This window comes from Luteibacter sp., from assembly GCF_051958795.1.
Taxonomy (GTDB): domain Bacteria; phylum Pseudomonadota; class Gammaproteobacteria; order Xanthomonadales; family Rhodanobacteraceae; genus Luteibacter.
In genome coordinates this window covers 25,930-44,412 of sequence record NZ_JBQCFT010000249.1, presented here as the reverse complement: position 1 = coordinate 44,412, position 18,483 = coordinate 25,930, and the positions used below count along the sequence as shown (strand labels likewise).

General features: G+C 66.0%; 23 protein-coding genes. 14 read left to right on the top strand and 9 right to left on the bottom strand.

The features are described 5' to 3' along the window. Window positions 1–2: 2 nt before the first annotated feature. Window positions 3–494, bottom strand: coding sequence for a MarR family winged helix-turn-helix transcriptional regulator (locus ACTHLF_RS12795; protein ID WP_440327729.1), 492 nt, complete (start codon window positions 492–494; stop codon window positions 3–5). Window positions 495–596: 102 nt separating this feature from the next. Here ACTHLF_RS12795 and ACTHLF_RS12790 point away from each other — a divergent pair, with 102 nt between their 5' ends. The 3 genes from ACTHLF_RS12790 to ACTHLF_RS12780 are packed head-to-tail and all read left to right on the top strand — an operon-like array spanning window position 597 to window position 2,398. Continuing rightward, window positions 597–989 (top strand): ArsR/SmtB family transcription factor, encoded by a 393-nt coding sequence (locus ACTHLF_RS12790; RefSeq protein ID WP_440327728.1) that lies wholly within the window; start codon window positions 597–599, stop codon window positions 987–989. Beyond that, complete coding sequence (locus ACTHLF_RS12785) at window positions 973–1,470, top strand: SRPBCC family protein (RefSeq protein ID WP_440327727.1); 498 nt, start codon at window positions 973–975, stop codon at window positions 1,468–1,470. The genes ACTHLF_RS12790 and ACTHLF_RS12785 overlap by 17 nt, the downstream gene beginning before the upstream one ends. A 40-nt stretch (window positions 1,471–1,510) precedes the next feature. Then, a complete protein-coding gene (locus ACTHLF_RS12780; protein WP_440327726.1) occupies window positions 1,511–2,398 on the top strand; it encodes an alpha/beta fold hydrolase in 888 nt (295 codons plus the stop codon). A 17-nt stretch (window positions 2,399–2,415) separates the two neighbouring features. On the opposite strand, the gene ACTHLF_RS12775 is transcribed toward ACTHLF_RS12780, so the two are convergent. Further along, window positions 2,416–3,060, bottom strand: coding sequence for a dihydrofolate reductase family protein (locus tag ACTHLF_RS12775; protein WP_440327725.1), 645 nt, complete (start codon window positions 3,058–3,060; stop codon window positions 2,416–2,418). 223 nt (window positions 3,061–3,283) lie between these two features. On the opposite strand from ACTHLF_RS12775, the gene ACTHLF_RS12770 reads away from it, so the two are divergent. The 3 genes from ACTHLF_RS12770 to ACTHLF_RS12760 are packed head-to-tail and all read left to right on the top strand — an operon-like array spanning window position 3,284 to window position 6,144. Next, the gene (locus ACTHLF_RS12770; protein ID WP_440327724.1) at window positions 3,284–4,555 is read left to right on the top strand and encodes an epoxide hydrolase family protein; all 1,272 of its coding nucleotides are present in this window, start codon (window positions 3,284–3,286) and stop codon (window positions 4,553–4,555) included. Window positions 4,556–4,567: 12 nt separating this feature from the next. After that, window positions 4,568–5,644 carry an alpha/beta fold hydrolase gene (locus ACTHLF_RS12765; protein WP_440327723.1) on the top strand — a complete coding sequence of 359 codons (1,077 nt, stop codon included), beginning with the start codon at window positions 4,568–4,570 and terminating at the stop codon, window positions 5,642–5,644. Continuing rightward, on the top strand, window positions 5,641–6,144 hold the full coding sequence (locus ACTHLF_RS12760; RefSeq protein WP_440327722.1) for a cytochrome P460 family protein: 504 nt from the start codon (window positions 5,641–5,643) through the stop codon (window positions 6,142–6,144). Before ACTHLF_RS12765 ends, ACTHLF_RS12760 begins: the two co-directional genes overlap by 4 nt. A 111-nt stretch (window positions 6,145–6,255) precedes the next feature. On the opposite strand, the gene ACTHLF_RS12755 is transcribed toward ACTHLF_RS12760, so the two are convergent. Then, complete coding sequence (locus ACTHLF_RS12755) at window positions 6,256–7,149, bottom strand: SDR family oxidoreductase (RefSeq protein ID WP_440327721.1); 894 nt, start codon at window positions 7,147–7,149, stop codon at window positions 6,256–6,258. A 27-nt stretch (window positions 7,150–7,176) separates the two neighbouring features. Beyond that, window positions 7,177–7,920 (bottom strand): SDR family oxidoreductase, encoded by a 744-nt coding sequence (locus ACTHLF_RS12750; protein WP_440327720.1) that lies wholly within the window; start codon window positions 7,918–7,920, stop codon window positions 7,177–7,179. Window positions 7,921–8,036: 116 nt separating this feature from the next. Here ACTHLF_RS12750 and ACTHLF_RS12745 point away from each other — a divergent pair, with 116 nt between their 5' ends. After that, on the top strand, window positions 8,037–8,948 hold the full coding sequence (locus tag ACTHLF_RS12745; protein WP_440327750.1) for a LysR family transcriptional regulator: 912 nt from the start codon (window positions 8,037–8,039) through the stop codon (window positions 8,946–8,948). A 1-nt stretch (window position 8,949) separates the two neighbouring features. Here the strand turns inward: ACTHLF_RS12745 and ACTHLF_RS12740 are convergent, their stop codons facing one another. The 3 genes from ACTHLF_RS12740 to ACTHLF_RS12730 form a co-directional block, all read right to left on the bottom strand. Then, on the bottom strand, window positions 8,950–9,369 hold the full coding sequence (locus tag ACTHLF_RS12740; protein WP_440327719.1) for a DUF4156 domain-containing protein: 420 nt from the start codon (window positions 9,367–9,369) through the stop codon (window positions 8,950–8,952). A 93-nt stretch (window positions 9,370–9,462) separates the two neighbouring features. Next, on the bottom strand, window positions 9,463–12,330 hold the full coding sequence (locus tag ACTHLF_RS12735) for a M16 family metallopeptidase (RefSeq protein WP_440327718.1): 2,868 nt from the start codon (window positions 12,328–12,330) through the stop codon (window positions 9,463–9,465). A gap of 214 nt (window positions 12,331–12,544) precedes the next feature. Next, window positions 12,545–12,676 (bottom strand): hypothetical protein, encoded by a 132-nt coding sequence (locus tag ACTHLF_RS12730; RefSeq protein ID WP_440327717.1) that lies wholly within the window; start codon window positions 12,674–12,676, stop codon window positions 12,545–12,547. Window positions 12,677–12,715: 39 nt separating this feature from the next. Between ACTHLF_RS12730 and ACTHLF_RS12725 the strand changes: the two genes are divergently transcribed. From ACTHLF_RS12725 to ACTHLF_RS12705, 5 genes are read left to right on the top strand one after another with little or no spacing between them, the layout of a single operon-like run. Then, a complete protein-coding gene (locus ACTHLF_RS12725) occupies window positions 12,716–12,925 on the top strand; it encodes a hypothetical protein (protein WP_440327716.1) in 210 nt (69 codons plus the stop codon). A gap of 7 nt (window positions 12,926–12,932) precedes the next feature. Next, the gene (locus ACTHLF_RS12720; RefSeq protein ID WP_440327715.1) at window positions 12,933–13,397 is read left to right on the top strand and encodes a tRNA (cytidine(34)-2'-O)-methyltransferase; all 465 of its coding nucleotides are present in this window, start codon (window positions 12,933–12,935) and stop codon (window positions 13,395–13,397) included. A gap of 51 nt (window positions 13,398–13,448) precedes the next feature. After that, window positions 13,449–14,117 (top strand): ubiquinone biosynthesis accessory factor UbiJ, encoded by a 669-nt coding sequence (locus ACTHLF_RS12715; RefSeq protein WP_440327714.1) that lies wholly within the window; start codon window positions 13,449–13,451, stop codon window positions 14,115–14,117. Continuing rightward, the gene (gene ubiB / locus ACTHLF_RS12710) at window positions 14,114–15,763 is read left to right on the top strand and encodes a ubiquinone biosynthesis regulatory protein kinase UbiB (RefSeq protein ID WP_440327713.1); all 1,650 of its coding nucleotides are present in this window, start codon (window positions 14,114–14,116) and stop codon (window positions 15,761–15,763) included. Before ACTHLF_RS12715 ends, ubiB begins: the two co-directional genes overlap by 4 nt. A gap of 8 nt (window positions 15,764–15,771) precedes the next feature. Next, window positions 15,772–16,485 carry a pseudouridine synthase gene (locus ACTHLF_RS12705; protein ID WP_440327712.1) on the top strand — a complete coding sequence of 238 codons (714 nt, stop codon included), beginning with the start codon at window positions 15,772–15,774 and terminating at the stop codon, window positions 16,483–16,485. Between the two features lie 4 nt (window positions 16,486–16,489). On the opposite strand, the gene ACTHLF_RS12700 is transcribed toward ACTHLF_RS12705, so the two are convergent. Next, complete coding sequence (locus ACTHLF_RS12700) at window positions 16,490–16,780, bottom strand: type II toxin-antitoxin system RelE/ParE family toxin (protein WP_440327711.1); 291 nt, start codon at window positions 16,778–16,780, stop codon at window positions 16,490–16,492. Window positions 16,781–16,788: 8 nt separating this feature from the next. Beyond that, window positions 16,789–17,292, bottom strand: coding sequence for a hypothetical protein (locus tag ACTHLF_RS12695; protein WP_440327710.1), 504 nt, complete (start codon window positions 17,290–17,292; stop codon window positions 16,789–16,791). A 154-nt stretch (window positions 17,293–17,446) separates the two neighbouring features. Here ACTHLF_RS12695 and arfB point away from each other — a divergent pair, with 154 nt between their 5' ends. After that, window positions 17,447–17,869 carry an alternative ribosome rescue aminoacyl-tRNA hydrolase ArfB gene (arfB, locus tag ACTHLF_RS12690; protein WP_440327709.1) on the top strand — a complete coding sequence of 141 codons (423 nt, stop codon included), beginning with the start codon at window positions 17,447–17,449 and terminating at the stop codon, window positions 17,867–17,869. Continuing rightward, complete coding sequence (locus ACTHLF_RS12685; protein WP_440327708.1) at window positions 17,866–18,456, top strand: lysophospholipid acyltransferase family protein; 591 nt, start codon at window positions 17,866–17,868, stop codon at window positions 18,454–18,456. The genes arfB and ACTHLF_RS12685 overlap by 4 nt, the downstream gene beginning before the upstream one ends. The last annotated feature ends 27 nt before the right edge of the window (window positions 18,457–18,483 follow it).

Genomic DNA, 18,483 nt, shown 5'->3' with positions numbered 1-18,483 from the left:
GCTTACTCCCCGAACCCGGCAAGCATCTTCTTCAGCAGGCCCTCGAGGAGGTTCTGCTCGTCACGGCTAAGGTTGCGCGTCTGCCGGTGTAGCAGCGTGACGATGTCGGGCAGGAAGCTCTCGATAAGGTCCACGCCGGCCGGGGTGAGCGTGAGCTCGATCTTGCGGCGGTCATCCTCGCTGGCGGCACGGGCGATGTAGCCCATGTCGCACAGGCGCGTCGTCAGGCGGGTGACGTTCGCCAGCTTCTCGCCGGCCGCATCAGCCAGCTGCGAAGGATTGAGCGCGTTGCCCGCCGCCCCGTACAGCATCATCAGGATGTTGTACTCGGGGTGATTCAGGCCGTACGGCTTCATCACACCATTGGCCTCGTCGTGCACCTCCTTATAGAGGTGCTTCACCAGGCGAACGAGCACCGCCGGCTCCCGGGGGAAGGCGGGGTACTTCTTGATGGTGTTGTGGATCCGCGCTTCGGTGGGGGCGAAGTCACTCATGGGAACGGCCTGTGGCGTGGTTACAACATAAGTATATAGTTCATTTCTGTATTATCAATATGCAGAATTTTCCAGAGTTCAGGTTTCCGGGTGCGGAGCCACTTGCAGAGCCTCGATCGGCGGCATACAGTGAACCATATGGTTCAGTATCAAGCTCGCCTCGATGCCACGTTCGCCGCCCTGTCCGATGTCACCCGGCGGGGCGTCCTGGAACAGCTCGGGGATTCACACGCGTCGATCAGCGATCTCGCCCAGCGGTTCCGGATGACGATCACGGGCATGAAAAAGCACGTGAGCGTCCTGGAGCAGGCGGGGCTGGTCACCACGGAGAAGGTGGGGCGCGTCCGTACCTGCAAGCTCGGGCCACGTCGGCTGGAAGAGGAAGCCGGCTGGATCGAGCAGCACCGCCAGCTTTGGAGCGCTCGTTTCGATGCGCTCGACCAGATCGTTGACCAGCTGAAACGCGAGGAGAGGGCAGATGAGCGTGATGAATGAAGGTGGCCGCGCCACGAACCGCACCGATGTCCAACGCAGGGGCGACCGCGAGATGCTCGTGACGCGGACGTTCGATGCGCCGGTGCACATCGTGTTCGAGGCATGGAGTACGCCCGACCTGTTCAAGACGTGGTGGGTGCCGAAGTCGGTGGGTATGTCGCTTGAGTCATGCGACATGGACATCCGCACGGGTGGCAAGTATCGCCTTACATTCCGCCACCCCAACTTCGACCAGCCGATGACGTTCTTCGGCACATACAGCGACGTGACGCCGAACAAGCGTATGGTCTGGACGAACGAAGAAAGCCCCGACGGCGCTGTGACCACGGTGACGTTCGAAGCCCAGGGCGACAAGACGCTGGTCACCCTGCACGAGCTTTACCCCACCACGGCAGCGCTTGAAGAAGCCCTCGCCGGTTCGGCGGAAGGCCTGCCCGAGCAGTTCGCGCAGCTGGATGCGTTGCTCGCTTCACGCCACTAGTCACACCGCTGCCGCGGCATAGGGAAGGGACAACGAAGCCATGCTGAGACGTGATTTCATGAAGACTGCCGCGGCGACCGCTGTGTTGGCTGCCGTTCTCCCCGTCCGCGCTACGACGGCTCCTGCCGTTGCGGGCGGCGAGCACTTTGCCGACGTCAATGGCCAGCATCTTTTTTACAGCGTGCATGGCATCGGCAAGCCGCTCATCCTGCTGCACGGCGGTATCGACCCGGGCAGTTTCGGAAGCAACCTGGACGAGCTGGCCAGGCATCGCCAGGTCATCGCCGTCCATCTCCAGGGACACGGGCGTACGCCGGATACGGACCGGCCGCTGCGCAGCGAAACGATGGCTGATGACATCGCGGCGCTCATCCGTCAGCTGAAGCTCGGCAAGGCCGACGTGATGGGCTATTCGCTCGGCGGCTCCGTCGCCCTACAGACCGCCATCCGCCATCCTGACGTCGTTGACCGGCTGGTGCTGGTGTCGGTGACGATGAGCCAGGACGGCTTTTATCCGGAAGCCGTGGCGGCGTTCAAACAGATGGAAGGCAATGCCGCCACGATCGGCCCCGGCGTCAAGGCCTCGCCTTTAGGCAAGGCGTATCCCGACGTCGACTGGACCCGGCTGTTCATGAAGGTCGGTGACATGACCAGCCGCCCCTTCGACTGGAGCGCGGACGTCGCAAAGCTTCGGATGCGCACACTCCTGGTGTATGCCGACGCCGACGCGATCCGCCCGGAACACATGGTCGCATTCTGGAAGGCCCTGGGAGGCGGCCAGCGCGATGCCGGCCTCGATGGATCGAAGCGACCTGCCAATGCGCTCGCTATCCTGCCCGATACGACGCATTACACGCTCGCTGTCGACCCGATGCTGCCCGAGGTCGTCGGGCGCTTCCTCGACCCCGCGGTGAAGCCCGCGGGGTAAACGCGCATAGGCGGGCTTCAGTCGCGCGCCAGCACCACGTGCATCGCGCGCGCCGTTGGCACGTGCTCGATGGTCTTGTAGCCCATGGCACGCAGGTCGAGGCCAGCAAACAGCGCCTCGCCCTGCCCCATGACGACGGGTGCGATGGCGAGGTGCATTTCGTCGACGTGGCCGGCTTCGATGTACTGCCTGGCGGTGGACACGCCGCCGCCAATCTTGATGTCCTTGCTGCCTGCCGCCTCACGCGCGCGCCGCAAGGCTTCCTCGATACCACCCGTGATGAAATGGAAGGTCGTGCCGCCTTCCATTTCGATCGACTCGCGCGGATAGCGGGTGAGGATAAAGGTCGGCGCGTGGTACGGCGGGTTATCGCCCCACCAGCCTTTCCACTCGTCGTCCGGCCATTCACCACGGATCGGACCGAACATATTGCGGCCCAGGATGAACGCGCCGAAGCCGTCCATCGCGCGATATGCGAAATCGTTGTCCGGCCCGGCTTCGCCGCCATCCTTTCCGATCATTTCGCTGAACATGCGGGTCGGGAAAAACCACTGGAAGATGTCCGGGCCGTTTACGCCCAGCGGATTTTCGAGGCTCTGGTTCGGTCCGGCCGAATAGCCATCCATCGAAACATTGAACCCTGCGATGCGCACCTTCGACATGGAATCTCCCTGATGGCCGCGAGAGTGCAACCGTGCCACGAGTATAGACGCCCACGCACATACGCGTGCGTCGTGCCATACACGATAGGAATCGCCTAACCCAGGCTCCGCAGGCTCGTTACACGCCACGTCCATACGTTGGTATGTGTCGATACCAAGGTGCAATCGCCTACCTTCATGGGGTCTGCTGTGATCCGTGCTTCATCATTCATGGAGAACACCGATGCGTGCAGCCACCCTCGCGCTGGGCCTTGCCCTGCTGGGAGCCTCCGGGCTATCCCATGCCCAGGACACCCGCGCGTCCGCCACGGACGACACCTCGATCCGCCCTTACCACGCGCACGTGCCTGACAAGGCGCTGGCCGACCTGAAGCGGCGCATCGCCGATACGCGTTGGCCCGACAAGGAGACGGTGGACGATGATTCCCAGGGTACCCAGCTTGCGAAGGTGCAGGCGCTGGTGCAGTACTGGGGCAAGGGCTATGACTGGCGCAAGTTCGAGGCCCAGCTCAACAAGCTCCCGCAATTCGTTACGACGATCGACGGCGTGGACATTTATTTCATCCATGTCCGCTCGAAGAACCCGAATGCACTCCCGCTGATCCTCACCCACGGCTGGCCCGGGTCGCCGATCGAATTCCTGAAGACCATCGATCCGCTCGTAAATCCCACGGCACACGGCGGCAAGGCGGAAGATGCGTTTGACGTGGTGATTCCCGCGATCCCGGGTTATGGGTTCTCCGGCAAGCCGAAGGGAACCGGCTGGGGTCCGGATCGTGTCGCGAAGGCATGGGACACGCTGATGCATCGCCTGGGCTATACGCGTTACGTCTCGCAGGGCGGCGACCATGGCTCGGTGATCTCCGATGCGCTCGCCCGCCAGGCGCCTGCCGGCCTGCTCGGCATCCACCTGAACATGCCGGCCACGATTCCGCCGGAACTGGTGAAGCCGATCTTTGGTGGCGACCCGGCACCGGCCGGCCTGGCACCGGACGAGAAGCGCGCCTTCGATTCACTCAGCATGTTCTTCGGGCGCAACGCTGCGTATGGCGCGATGATGGTGACGCGTCCGCAGACCATCGGTTACCCGCTTGCCGATTCACCCGCGGGCGAGGCGGCATGGATGTACGAGAAGTTCGTGCAGTGGGCCGATAACCGCGGCCACCCCGATGGCGTGCTCAGCCGCGATGAAATGCTCGACGACATCAGCCTCTACTGGCTGACCAATACGAGCGCATCGGCCTCGCGCTTCTACTGGGAAAACAATAACAACAACTTCAGTTCCGAGGCGCAGAAGACCCGCGAGATCAAGGTACCGGTCGCGATCACCGTCTTCCCCTACGAGATCTACCGCGCGCCGAAGAGCTGGGCACAGCGCGCCTACCCGTCGCTCTATTACTTCCATGAAGCCGACAAGGGCGGCCATTTCGCCGCGTGGGAACAGCCCCAGCTCTTCGTCGAAGAGCTCCGCGCCGCCTTCAAGTCACTGCGTTAACGGAGAATCACCATGTCTTCAGAACATACCTTTTCCCGCCGCCGGTTCCTCGGCGTAAGCGCGATGGCCATGGCCGCCGGCCCGTTGGGCTTTGCCGCCCTCGCCGACGCTACGCCCTCGTCGCCCGCCATCGGTGGTGGTGGTGCCGCGACCGGCATGGGCGCTGCGCAGCCATCTGGCGGCACCAACAGCTTCCCGCCCCTAAAGCAGATCCGCGCCGGAGCGCTCGATGTCGGTTACGTTGACATGGGCCCGGCGAAGGGCCCGGTCGCGATCCTTCTGCATGGCTGGCCGTACGACATCTATAGCTTCGTCGACGTGGCGCCGGTCCTCGTCGCGAAAGGCTATCGCGTCATCATCCCGTACCTGCGTGGTTACGGCAGCACGCACATCATCGACGCTTCCACCCCGCGCAATGCGCAGCCGGCGGCGCTCGCCACGGACATCATCGACCTGATGGACGCGTTGAAGATCAAGAAGGCAACGATCGCCGGCTTTGACTGGGGCGCACGCACCGCCGATATCGTCGCCGCGCTGTGGCCCGAGCGGGTCAAGGCGCTGGTCTCGGTCAGCGGCTATCTCATCGGCAGCCAGGAAGCCGGCAAGAAGCCGCTGCCGCCGAAGGCCGAGCTGCAGTGGTGGTACCAGTTCTATTTCGCGACCGAGCGTGGTCGCGAGGGTTACGACAAGAACCGCCACGATTTCAACAAGCTGATCTGGAAGCTTGCCTCGCCGAAATGGGATTTCGATGACGCGACGTACGACCGCAGCGCGGCCGCGTTCGATAACCCGGACCATGTCGCGCTCGTGATCCACAACTACCGCTGGCGCATGGGCCTGGCCGAGGGCGAGGCGAAGTACGACGCGCTGGAGGCCAAGCTCGCGCAGGGGCCGACCATCGGTGTGCCCACCATCACCATGGAAGGCGATGCGAATGGCGCACCGCATCCGGAACCGGCCCAGTACGCGGCGAAGTTCACCGGCAAGTATGCGCACCGCACGATCACTGGCGGCATTGGCCACAACCTGCCGCAGGAAGCTCCGCAGGCCTTTGCCCAGGCGATCATCGACGTGGACAAGCTCTCGTGACGCGTTCGCTCGTCGCGCTGTTCGCCATCGCCGCCGGCTCCTTCGCGACGGCGGTGACGCTGGCGGCTACGGCGGATACGCCGGCGAAATCACCGCTCTATGGGGTGACCGTCCCTGAGGGCTACCGGCACTGGGAGTTCATCGCGCCCGCGCATGAAACCCCGCCACTGGATGAGCTGCGCGTCGTGGTCGGCAACGACATTGCCATCAAGGCGTATCGCGAGGGGACGCTGCCGTTCCCCGATGGTTCGATCCTGGTGAAGCTGGCCTGGAAGCACGTGCAGTCGAAGGAGTTTGCCCCGGCCTTCGTGCCCGGGGCGGCGACGACGGTGCAGGTGATGGTGAAGGACTCGAAGAAGTACGCCGCGTCGGGCGGCTGGGGCTTTGGCCGCTTCGTCGATGGCAAGCCGGTCGACCTGGCCCAGCACCAGACCTGTCTTGGGTGCCACAAGGCCAATGTGAAAGACCACGACCTGGTGTTTACGCGTTACGCGCCGTAAGCCTGGGGAGCGTGTTGTGGGAGCTTGTTGTGGGAGCGTGGTTGCACCCGATTGGGGGGTGCGGGGGACCCCATCGCCCGCCAACCCGCGCCCACAACCAACCCCCGGAACTCACCCCACCGGCGTCAGCAACTCATCAATGCCCGCGCGGTAGAACAACTCGCGGCGCACGCGGTCGGCCACGCCGTTGACGATTTCCGCGCCATCCTGCGAGGGATCCACATGCACGCGGAACGGACGCTTGCCGAACGGCATGTCGACCACTTCCACGATCTTCGTGGCAACCACGCCAGCGTCCGCATCGGCGGGTTCGAGCGAAGCCAGGCCCTTGAGGATGCGATCGGGCATGCCGGCGTACGGGCCATCCATGTACTCCGCTTCAATCGCGGTATCGGAAGGCTTGCCCGAATGGGCGAAGTGGTTGGTGCCCTTGGTGAAGGCGCCGGGCACCATGATTGAGGTTTCGATGCCCCACTTCGTGAGTTCGCCGGCATAGCTGACCGCGAGCGAATCCATGGCCGCCTTCGCCGCGAAATATGGCGCGAGGAACGGCGGGGTACCACCGCGCGTGCTGCTGGACGACACCCAGAGCAGCAGGCCCTTGCCCTGCTTGCGCATCACGGGCAGCGCCGCGCGGTTCACCCGCTGCGTGCCGAGTACGTTCACGTCGTAGAGCTGGGCGTACTGTTCGGCGGTGAAGGCTTCGGCCGGGCCGAAGACCATGTGGCCGGCATTGTGCACGAGGACATCGAGGCGGCCGGCTTCCTGCACGACGGTCGCGATGGCGGCCTTCGCCGAGTCGTCGGAGGTCACGTCCAGCTCGACGACGCGGAGGTCGACCTTGCGCTCGCGCGCTTCGGCGAGCACGGCCTCGGCCTGCGCGTGGTTGCGGCCGGTGATGTCACGCATGCTTGCGTAGACGGTGTGGCCGGCATCGGCGAGGGCGCGCGCGGTGAGCAGGCCGAAGCCACTGGAAGCGCCCGTGATGAGGATGATCTGCTTCATGGGGAGGTCTCCTGGTCGCGGCGCGGGTCAGATGATGCCGCCGTTGGAACGCAGCACCTGGCCATTGATCCAGGCACCGTCGGGACCGGCGAGGAAGGCGACCGCTGCAGCGATGTCTTCGGGCGTGCCGAGGCGCTCGAGCGGCGAGAGCTTCGCGAGGTGGCTCACCAGCTCGTCGGACTTCCCGTTGAGGAACAGCTCCGTCGCGGTCGGGCCAGGGGCGACGGCGTTCACCGTGATCTCGCGGCCGCGCAGCTCACGCGCCAGCACCATCGTCGTGGCTTCGATCGCGGCCTTGGTGGCCGCATAAGGGCCGTAGGTCGGCTGGAGCAGGCCGACGACGCTGGATGAGAAGTTGATGGTGCGGCCACCGCGGCGCAGGCGCTTCGCGGCCTGGCGCATCGTGTTGTAGCTGCCCTTCACGTTGATGTCGAAGAGGCGATCGAAATCTTCGTCCTTCAGTTCGGCGATCGGGGCCAGGCTCATCACGCCGGCGTTGTTCACCAGCACGTCGACACCGCCGTAGACCTCTTCAGTCCGATCGAACAGGCGCTTCGTATCCGCCGCGTTCGCCACGTCGGCCTGGGCGCTGATGGCATTGCCACCGGCAGCGACGATCTCGTTCACCACGGCTTCGGCCGCCTGCGCGCTGCCGGCGTAGTTCACGACGACCGTGAATCCATCTGCCGCCAGGCGCTTCGCCACCGCTGCACCGATACCCCGCGAGGCGCCCGTGACGATGGCAACCTTGTTGTTCGCTTGCTCGTTCATCTCGATCTCCGGATCCGGCGTGATTGCCGGGCAGGGAAAGGATGCGCGTTGGCGGCCTGCGGATAATCAGGTTAAATTGGGCATCACTATTCCACACGGTGGAACAAACCATGAGCATGGACCGGTTCGACACCATGCGGCTGTTCGTCCGGATCGTGGAGCGGCGGAGCTTCACCGCGGCCGCCGCCGACCTGGACCTGCCCCGGTCCACGGTAACCCAGGCGATCAAGCGGCTGGAGGCCCGCCTCGGCGTGCGTCTGCTCCAGCGCACCACCCGCCAGGTCAGTCCCACGCTGGATGGGGAGGCCTACCATCGGCGCTGTGTCGCGATCCTTGCCGACGTCGAAGACGCCGAGGCCGCGTTCACCGACGCACGCCCGACCGGGCTGCTCAGGGTCGACATGCACGGCATCCTGGCGCGGACGTTCGTGCTGCCCGCCCTGCCGGAATTCCTGGCGCGTTACCCGGGGCTCCGGGTGCATGTCGGCGAGGGCGACCGCTGGGTCGACCTGGTGCGGGAAGGCGTGGACTGCGTGCTACGCGCTGGCGACCTCGCCGACAGCAGCATGGCCGGCCGCCGGATCGCGATGCTGCGCGAGGTGACGCTCGCCAGCCCGGAGTACCTGGAACGGCACGGCATGCCACGCACGCCCGACGACCTCGAGGGCCACACGGCGATCGGCTTCTTCTCGACGGCGACGAGCGGCACGCTGCCGCTGGAGTTCGTGGTGGAGGGCCAGGTGCGCACGGTGCACCTGCCCTCGGTGGTCACCGTGACGGGGGCCGAGACGAACAAGACGCTGGCCCGGCTGGGCCTGGGCCTGATCCAGGTCCCCTACTACAACGTTGCGGCGGACATCGCCGAAGGTCGGCTGGTCGAGGTCTTACCCGAGTACCCGCCGACCGAAACCCCGGTATCGCTGCTCTACCCGCACAACCGGCAACTTTCGCCGCGCGTGCGTGTGTTCATCGATTGGGTGGCCACGACCTTCGCCGCGCGTGCGGGCGAAGGCGTGCGCATGCTTTGAATCAGTTCTTCAGCGGGACAGTTTCGAAGCCGCCCTGCTGCGGCGCGCTGTTCTGCGCGGGCGGAGGCGGCGCGCTGTTGCCCTGCGGGCCGACCACGCGGCTACCGCAGGTGTAGGCGCCCCAGTCCTGCGAGCCATCGCGCGGCTCGCCAATCGGCTTCACGGTATCGGCGCCGAGCTTCGCGGCTTCGTTGCGGGCAAGGACTTCGAGTTCGTCGCGCACCTTCAGGTCGCTGCGGTCGACAGGGCCGACGCGGCTGGTGACGGAAACGCTGACCTTGCCCTGCTCCTTGCACTGGCTGACATCGCCGTTCCACGCGGTGCGCACGTTGCGCGCCTTGTCATCGAGCTTGATGCCCCAGTCACACGCGCTCAGCGCGAGCGTGGCAAGGGGGATGAGGATAAGGACGGCTTTACGCATGGGTGGCTCCGGTGGCATGTCGCGTTCGGGGGCAATGCTAGCCCGATGGAAGCGAAGGCGCGATGAGAATTCTCCCCGCGCCTTCGCCATCAGTCACTTGCCAGCCGGTTTCGCGGCCTTGACCGGGTTGCCGTCGGCATCGATGACGTGGACCTCGCCAAGGTTCAGGGCACGCACGGGCGCCTCGATTTTGCGCAGGTCGCCGATGATCACCCAGGTGAACGCATCCGGCTTCAATACCGCCTTGAGGGCGGTCTCCGCGGAGCCCTGGTTGACCGCATCGACACGTGACTTCAACGTCTGCACGTAATCATCCGGGCGGTCGTAGATCAGGATGCCGTTCATCGCGCCGAGCACGGCCGAGGTCGTCTCGAAGCTGCCCGGGAGGGCACGCACGCGCTGCGAGCGGATCTTGGCGATTTCGTCAGCCGTCAGCGGCTTTGCCCCGATGACGTCGCGCGACTCCCTGAGGATTTCCGCAGCCGACTCCGCGGTCTTGTCGGTCTGCACCGGCGCGTAGAACAGCACCGGACGCTGGCCCTGCGCATCGAGGAGGAAGCTGCCGGCGCCGTAGGCCCAGCGCTTGTCCTCGCGCAGGTTCATGTTCAGGCGCGAGGTGAAGCTGCCGCCGAAGGCACCGTTGGCGATGCCGAGGTCAAGCGCGTCCTTCGCCTTCGTCGACGGCGCGATAAGCCCGGCGAGGATCAGCGACTGCGGCGCGTCCGTGCGATTCACCAGGTACACGCGCGGCTTCGGCTGCACGGCGACTTCGCCGACGTTCCGCTTCGGCACCGGCGTGGCCGGCGGGGTCCAGTCACCGAACACTGCGTCGAGCTGCGGCAGGATCTCGGCCAGGGTGGTGTCGCCCGCGACGAGGATGCGTGCGTTATCCGGGCGCAGGTAGTCGCGCTGGAAGTTCGCCAGGTCCGCGGCGGTGAGCGAGGCGATCGCCTTTTCCGTGCCGCTGCCGGTGAACGGGATGCCGTAGGCGTGGTCCTTGCCGAACAGCAGCGGCGGGAGCGTGCGCAGCGCCAGGCCCTCCGGCTCGGTCTTCTCCTGCGCGATGCCAGCGATCCACTGGCCGCGCACGCGCTCGATGTCTTCCGCCTTGAATGCGGGATTCCGCGCGACATCCGCGAACAGCTCCAGCGACGGGCGCAGGTCGGAATTCAGCGCGTTGAGCGAGATGCTGCAGGTATCCAGCGAGCACCCGGAAGCGACGATCGCACCCAGCCGCTGCTTACGACGCGCGACCTCGACCGAGTCCAGTGACTTCGTGCTTTCTTCGAGCAGCTGCGAGGTGAAGCTCGCGGTACCGAGCTTGCGGCCCTGGTCGGCAGCGTAGCCGCCACTGAAGAGCAACTGCACCTGGGTCACCGGGATGGTGTGGCGTTCGGCCAGCACGACTTCGATACCGTTCTTGAGCTTCCCGCGCTGGAGCTTCGGGAACGTGAGATCAGGGAACGTCGTGACCGACGGTACGCCGGTCGCGCGATCCACGGCCGACTTTTCGACCGCGTACGTTTTCTCAGGCGGCATCACCGCGGCAGGACGGCCCGCGGCATCGCCCAGGCCCTTTACTGCCTTGTCTTCCGCCGCCGGATCGAAGCCGGGTGCGGCCGGAAGCACGGTCAGCGTGTAGCTGCCCTTGCCCAGCCATGCCTTGGACGCGGCGAGCACGGATGCCGGCGTGGCCGCCTCCGCACGCTCGAGGTCCTTCTTGTAGGCGCCCGGATCGTTCCGATACACCTGGCCTTCGGCGAGGATGGTGGCCTTGCCGCCCCCACGGCCGCCGACCTTTTCCAGCCCGCGCACGAAACCGGCCCGGATGATGGTCTTCGCCCGCTCGAGCTCGTCATCCGTCGGACCCTTGGCAAGGAATTCCTTCAGTACATCGGCGACCGCGGCCTCGACCTTCTTCTGGTCGACGCCCTTCTTCACGTCGACCGAGAGCTGGACCTGGCTCGCGAGCGCAAACGGGGAGATGCCGATGCTGACATCGTCAGCCAGCTTGTCCTGGTAGACGAGGCGCTGGTAAAGACGCGAGGTCTTGCCGCCGCCGAGGACGGTGGTGGCGAGATCGAGGCCGATGGCATCGTCGCTGCCCAGCTGCGGCGCGATCCACGTGCGCAGGATGCGCGGCTGCGCCACCTGGTCGTGCTGGATGCCGCGGGTGTCCTTGTCGAGCGGGGTGATCCACGCCTGCTGGCGCGGTACCGGCGGCCCGGACGGGATGTCACCGAAGTACTTCGCGGCCTTCTCCTTCGCCTGGGCGACGGTGATGTCGCCGGCGAGCACGAGCGTCGTGTTGGCCGCGCCGTAGTAATCGTGGAACCACTTCTTCACGTCCGCCAGCGACGCTGCATCCAGGTCGGCCATGGAGCCGATGGTGTCGTGGTGATAGGCGTGGTTGGCCGGATACGTGTTGACCAGGATGTTCTCGTCCACGCGGCCGTAGGGCTGGTTCTCACCCTGGCGCTTTTCGTTCTGGACGACGCCACGCTGGGTATCCAGCTCCTTCTGGCCGATGGCACCGAGCAGGTGGCCCATGCGGTCGGATTCCATCCACAGCGCCATGTCGACGGCAGTGGTGGGCACCGTTTCAAAGTAATTGGTGCGGTCGAACCACGTGGTGCCGTTCATGTCGGTCGCACCAGCCAGCTCGAACGGCTGGAAGTACGTGCCCTTGTGATTCTCCGAGCCGGAGAACATCAGGTGCTCGAAAAGGTGCGCGAAACCGGTCTTGCCGGCCGGCTCATCCGCCGAACCCACGTGGTACCAGATGCTGACTGCAACGACAGGCGCCTTGTGGTCCTCGTGGACGACCACCGTCAGGCCATTCGGCAGCTGGAAGCGGGTGAAGGGGATATCGGGAATGGTGTCGGCGGTGGGAGCGGCCGCGGCGGCGGCACCCACGACGGTCATCATGCCTGCGGCCAGCAGGGCGAGACGTTTCTTCATGCACGGCTCCTCCAGGCCTCCGTGGCCCGTTTCTCCCCTGAGGCTAGCCGTTGCGGTCCATGTCGCGCAATCGGTCGCACGGCACGTACGCGGACGGTGTCCGCCTGGCTGCCGGTCGTGTCCGCGGACACCGTCGCGATTTCCCACGACCTGACAAACCTCATGCGAATCAGTTGATTGCCGACTCTAAAGGGCTGGCACGGCGTTTGCGTTACTAAGCACGCCCCGGGACTTCCACCCGGCCCACCGAATCCTTCGAGGAGAACGCCATGAAGTACGAACTGCCGATGCTCGCCGCCCTGCTCGCCACGACGATGCTGATCTGCGCCCTCACCCTGGCCGGCATGGCCTGACCCCTCATCCGCTCATCAAGGGAACCGATGTCATGAAACACGAACTACTCGTCCTCCGTGGCCTGCTGGTCGCCTCGCTGCTGGTCTGCGGCCTGATCCTGGGCAACATGCTCACTTACCAGGGTGCCCCGGTGCAGCTGGCCAAGGCGGCGAAGCCAGCGCCTGGCGCCATCAGCATGCTGACGGCACCGAGCTGCGCCCTTCCCCCGGATGGCATCGTTTGCCCGCGCGTGGCGTCATAATGGGGGCATGCCCCACGTCATCCTGTTCCGACCCGAGATTCCGCCCAACACGGGCAATGTGATCCGCCTCTGCGCCAACACCGGCGCGAGCCTTCACCTGATCCGCCCGCTGGGCTTCGAACTGGACGACACCCGGCTGCGCCGCGCGGGCCTGGACTACCACGAGTTCGCCCCGGTCAGCGTGCACGATGATCTCGCCAGCTGCCTCGCGGTCCTTGGCCAGCCACGTGTCTTTGCCTTCTCCACGCGCGGAAGGCACCTGCACACCGACGTGACGTACGCGGAAGACGACGCCCTGCTGTTCGGTTGCGAAACCGCGGGCCTGCCCGATGACGTACTGGACGCGATCCCCGAGCCGCAACGCATCCGCCTGCCGATGCGTCCAGGCAACCGCAGCCTCAACCTCTCCAATGCCGTCGCGGTAGCGGTGTTCGAGGCGTGGCGCCAGGCCGGGTTCGACGGCGCGGGCTGACCGCGACATCGTGGATACGTCGTCCACGGGGCCACGGGCTACAATCGCGGCATGACCCCTGATCGCTCCCCGGCCGACGCTGGCCCGAATCGCTTCCTGCCCCGCCCCCTGCGTGCCCTGGCCGGCCGCGCCATGGAGGCCGCGCTCAACCGCGCAGTCGACCTGGATCCGGATACCCGCGCGCGCCTCGATGCACTCGATGGCCGCAGCGTGCAGGTGCACCTGAGCGGTCCGGAGCTGGCACTGCGCATCTCGGTCGAGAAGGGCCGCCTGCGCGTCGGCCCGCCGGAAGACGGCGGCAGCCTGCGCGTCACGGCCTCGCCGGGCAGCCTGTTGGCGATGGCGTTGCGCGGCGACGATGATGGCGTCGCACCGGGCAAGGTGGATATCGCCGGTGACGCCGAGCTCGCGCGTCGCCTGGAACGGCTGGCCCGCCAGTACGCGCCGGATGTCGAAGAAGCCTTCGCCAAGACCTTCGGCGACACGCTGGGCGTGGCCCTGGCGAAGGCGCTGCGCGAAGGCCTCGCCCACGCGCGCGAATCCGGCAGGCACCTCGTTGAGGACGGTGCCGATTGGCTGCGTGACGAGGGTCGTGTCGCCGTGGCACCGGGCGAAGCCGAAGCCTTCCTCGACGGCGTGGATGCACTGCGCGAACGCACCGAACGCCTGGAAGCGCGACTGGCCCGGCTGGAACGGGCACGCAAGGGGAGCGGCGCATGACGCCGCTGCGCCTTGCACCGCGCCTGCTGCGCGTCGCCGCCATCCTGTTGAAGTACCATCTCGACGAACTCGTCGATGGTGCGCATCTTTTCCGTCCGCTGAAGCTGGTCCGGCCGTTCTTCCCGAAGCTTCCGGCGGATGCGCGTGGCCTGCCCCGCGGGGCCCGGCTGCGCCTGGCGATGACCGAGCTCGGCCCGATCTTCGTCAAGGCCGGCCAGGTGCTGTCGACACGGCGCGACCTCGTGCCGGCCGATGTCGCCGACGAGCTCGCCCTGTTGCAGGACCAGGTACCTCCCTTCCCGGGGGGCGAGGCACGCGCGATCATCGAGCGCGAGCTCAAGGCGCCGGTCACCACGCTGTTCGGTTCGTTCGATGAAGTGCCGCTCGCCTCCGCGTCCATCGCGCAGGTGCACGCGGCCACGCTGCACGATGGCCGCGAGGTCGTGGTGAAGGTGCTGCGCCCGGGTATCGACAAGCGGATCGCACGCGATATCGACCTGCTGCACTCGCTGGGCGAGCTCGCCCAGCGCTGGCACCCGAATGCCGACAAGATCCGCCCGCTGGAAGTCGTGGCGGAAGTGGAAAAGATGCTCGACAACGAGCTGGACCTGCAGCGCGAAGGCGCGAGCGCCAGCCTGCTCCGCCGGAATTTCGCCAGCGGCATCGACCTCTACGTGCCCGAGGTGATCTGGGAGCTCAGCACCGAGCGTGCACTGACCCTGGAACGCGTGCGTGGCGTGAGCGCCGACGACATCGCGGCGATCGACGCCGCCGGCCTCGATCGCAAGCATCTTGCCGAAAAGGGCGTGCGGCTGTTCTACGAACAGGTGTTCCGCGATAACTTCTTCCACGCCGACGCGCACCCCGGAAACATCTGGGTAGACACCGCACGGATCGACGAGCCGCGCTTCATCGCGCTGGATTTCGGCATCATGGGTTCGCTGCCGGAAGCCGACCAGTACTGGCTGGCCGAGAACTTCATCGCGCTGTTCGAGCGGGACTATGCGCGTATCGCGCAACTGCATGTCGCCGCTGGCTGGATGCCTTCCACGATCCGCCTGGACGAGCTCGAGGCCGCCGTCCGCACGGTGTGCGAGCCGTACTTCACGCGCCCGCTGTCGCAGATCTCCATTGCCGAGCTGGTGGTGAAGCTGTTCCAGACCGCGCGCCGCTTCGAACTCACCTTGCAGCCTCAGCTGATCCTGTTGCAGAAGACGCTGCTCAATATCGAAGGCGTCGGCCGCATGCTCGACCCCGAGATCGATATCTGGGCGGTGGCCCATCCGGTACTGCGCCGGATCCTGCGCGAGCGCTACAGCGTGCGCGCCACGCTGCGCGATGTACGCCGACGCCTGCCCGAGTGGATCCACACCGCGCCGCGCGTGCCGGAGCTGGTGCGCGATGCGTTGCGCCAGGTGGCCAGCGGCGAGCGACGCGAGGTGGCGGATCCGCGCGCCCTGCTGCTGGCGCAGGACGAGGCGCGACGTACGCGGCGCCTGCTCGCCTTCGGCATGCTTGGCTCGTCGCTGTTCATCTGCGCTGCGCTGGTCGGCACGCTCGCGCCGCGCGGCATGTGGCCGGCGGTGGTCGCCGCCGTGCTGGGCGTGGTGTCCTTCAGCGCGGGCTGGCCGCGTCGCAACGCCTGAGCGCTGCCGTGCTAGAGATCCTGTACCAGGACGACGAGATCGTCGCCGTCAACAAGCCCGCCAACCTGGCGGTGCACCGCTCCAAGTTCGTCGGGCCGGATGATGCCTTCCTGATCGACCTGCTCCGCGAGCAGGTCGAAGGACGCCTGCACCTGGCCCACCGGCTCGACCGGGCCACCTCGGGCGTGCTGCTCGTCGCCCGTTCGCCCGAGATGGCGAGCGCGCTGGGCGAGCAGTTCATGGGCCGCACCGTGAGCAAGCGCTACCTCGCCGTCGTACGCGGCTGGCCCGAGCCCGCCGAGGGAACGGTCGATTACCCGTTGCCCGGTTCCCGCGATACCGGACCGCGCCGCGAAGCCACCACCGACTATCGCCGCCTGGCGACCGTGGAGGTGGATATCCCGCTGGGCCGCTACGACAAGCAGCGCTACGCACTGGTCGTGGCCGAGCCACGGACGGGCCGCTTCCGCCAGATCCGCAAGCACTTCGCCCACATCCACCACCCGATCGTCGGCGACAGCCAGCACGGCAGGGGCGACCACAACCGGCTGTTCAAGCAGCACTTCAGTTCCCACCGGCTGTTGCTGCATGCCGAGCGGCTGACGTTCGAACACCCGGCGACGGGCGCGCCCTTGTCGATCGAGGCCGGGCTGGACGGTACGTGGCAGTCCCTGGGCATCCGCTTCGGATGGGAAGACGCTCTTCGGTTGCGGCACGGCTGAGGTGCTACGAGCGCACCCACTGTCGACGCGCGTGGGTGATTGCCGTCACCCGGACGCAATCCGCCTCGGCAATGTACCGATAGGTAATTCGATGTGCCAATCGAGGAACGATGCTGTGGCGCCTGCCGGCAGAATCCTCGGGGAAAGCAAGTGGGTGCGCTGCGATCAACTCAATCTGATTAAAGATCACGAGAGCAATATTGCGTGACGCCGATGTTGCGCGATGCTGCGCGAGATAGGACAGCAGAGCATCCAGGTCACGCTCGGCGGACTGGGTGAGAAGCCAAGACGCCATGCAGCGCCTCAGCCTTTCTCGCCACCCTTTTCGTGTAATGCAAGTCTCTCCTGGACGCGTGCCCAAGCCTCTTCCGGCGTGTACAACGGCTCCGTCCCGGCTTCAAGGCGCGCATCCACCGCATCAAGCTTGGCCTTGAGCCACGCCTCGTACTCGGATTGTTGCTTGAGGACCGCGGCACGATCGGGCCTCGGCGCGCGCAACGTCCCCGATTCGTATTCGTCCGCTACGAAATGGAAGCGCGTGACGCCCAGCCGGATCAATTGATGGACCGCGCTGTCTGCCGTGGTGAATACGCGCACGGCGCCATTGGCCGCCGCAAGCACCGGTGGAACCTGATCGCCCGTATGCACGCGAACGACCCAACCGCCCCGCCGACCGACGACATCAACATCGCCGATGAGATCAGCAGCGATGAGTCGCCGCAGCTTGGGGAGCTTGATAGTGTCTTCCATGTCGAACCCGATGGCAGGCGCAAGGACCAGCGCAGCGGCAAGTTTAACGTTAAACATGTGCGAGACTCCATCGACTCGGGAAGGATCGCTATGCTCGGATATCGCCCGCCGGGAGCTCTGTCAGGGAACGGCTCGCCAGCCTGTAGTCCTCGCTTGCGGGATCGCGCCGCATCATGACCTGCGGCGCCGCGCTGCTAGAATTCGCCACGTCATGCTTATCGTCACGCCATCCATCTCGATTCCCGACTCCGAGCTCATCGAGCGCTTCACGCGCGCGGATGGCCCGGGTGGGCAGCACGTCAACCGCACGGAAAGCGCCGTGGAACTGCGATTCGATGTCGCCAGTTCACCGTCGCTGCCTGAGGAAGTGCGCGAACGGCTTATGGCGCGCCGCGATCGCCGCATGACCGACGCGGGCGTCCTGGTCATCCAGGCGCGCCGATTCCGCGACCAGGCCCGGAACCGCGACGATGCACGCGAACGGCTTGCCGAAATCATCCACGCCGCGACGATCGTCGCCAAGAAGCGCGTGGCGACCCGCCCGACGCGTGCCTCGAAGGAGCGCCGCCTCGCTGGCAAGGCCCAGCGCGGTGAAACCAAGCGCACGCGATCGCGTGACTGGAGCCGCGATTGAACGGCGGCGTCCCGAGCGACATGGCGCCCAACGTTCCGCGCCTGCGCGACGTGTGGTTCAGGCGGCTCTGCCGTTGGGCCATCAAGCGGACCGGCTGGCGCATCGTAGGCACCATGCCGAATGAGAAGAAGCTGGTGCTGATTGGCGCCCCGCATTCATCGTACTGGGATGGCGTCTACGGGCTGCTGATGTTGCAGGCCATCCGCCTCGACCTGCGCGTGATGATCAAGCGCGAAGCGTTCGACGGCCCCTTCGGGCCCATCCTTCGCCGGATGCCGCTCGTCCCGATCGATCGCAAGGCCGCGACGAATGTCGTTGAGCAGATGCTTGGGCAGTTCGCTGCCAACGACAAGCTCTGGCTTGGCATCGCGCCCGAAGGGACGCGCAAACCGGTGAAGCAGTGGAAATCCGGGTTCCTGCGCATTGCGCGCGCGGCAGGCGTGCCGATCCAGCCCGTCTTCATCGATTACCCGACGAAGACCTTCACGCTGGGCCCGCTCGTACACACGACCGATGATCCCGATGCTGACATGGCGCGCATCCGCGCCATGTTCGTGGGGTACCACGGTAAGCATCGGGACGCATAAGCCTCCCAGATCACCCGCCGGACAAGC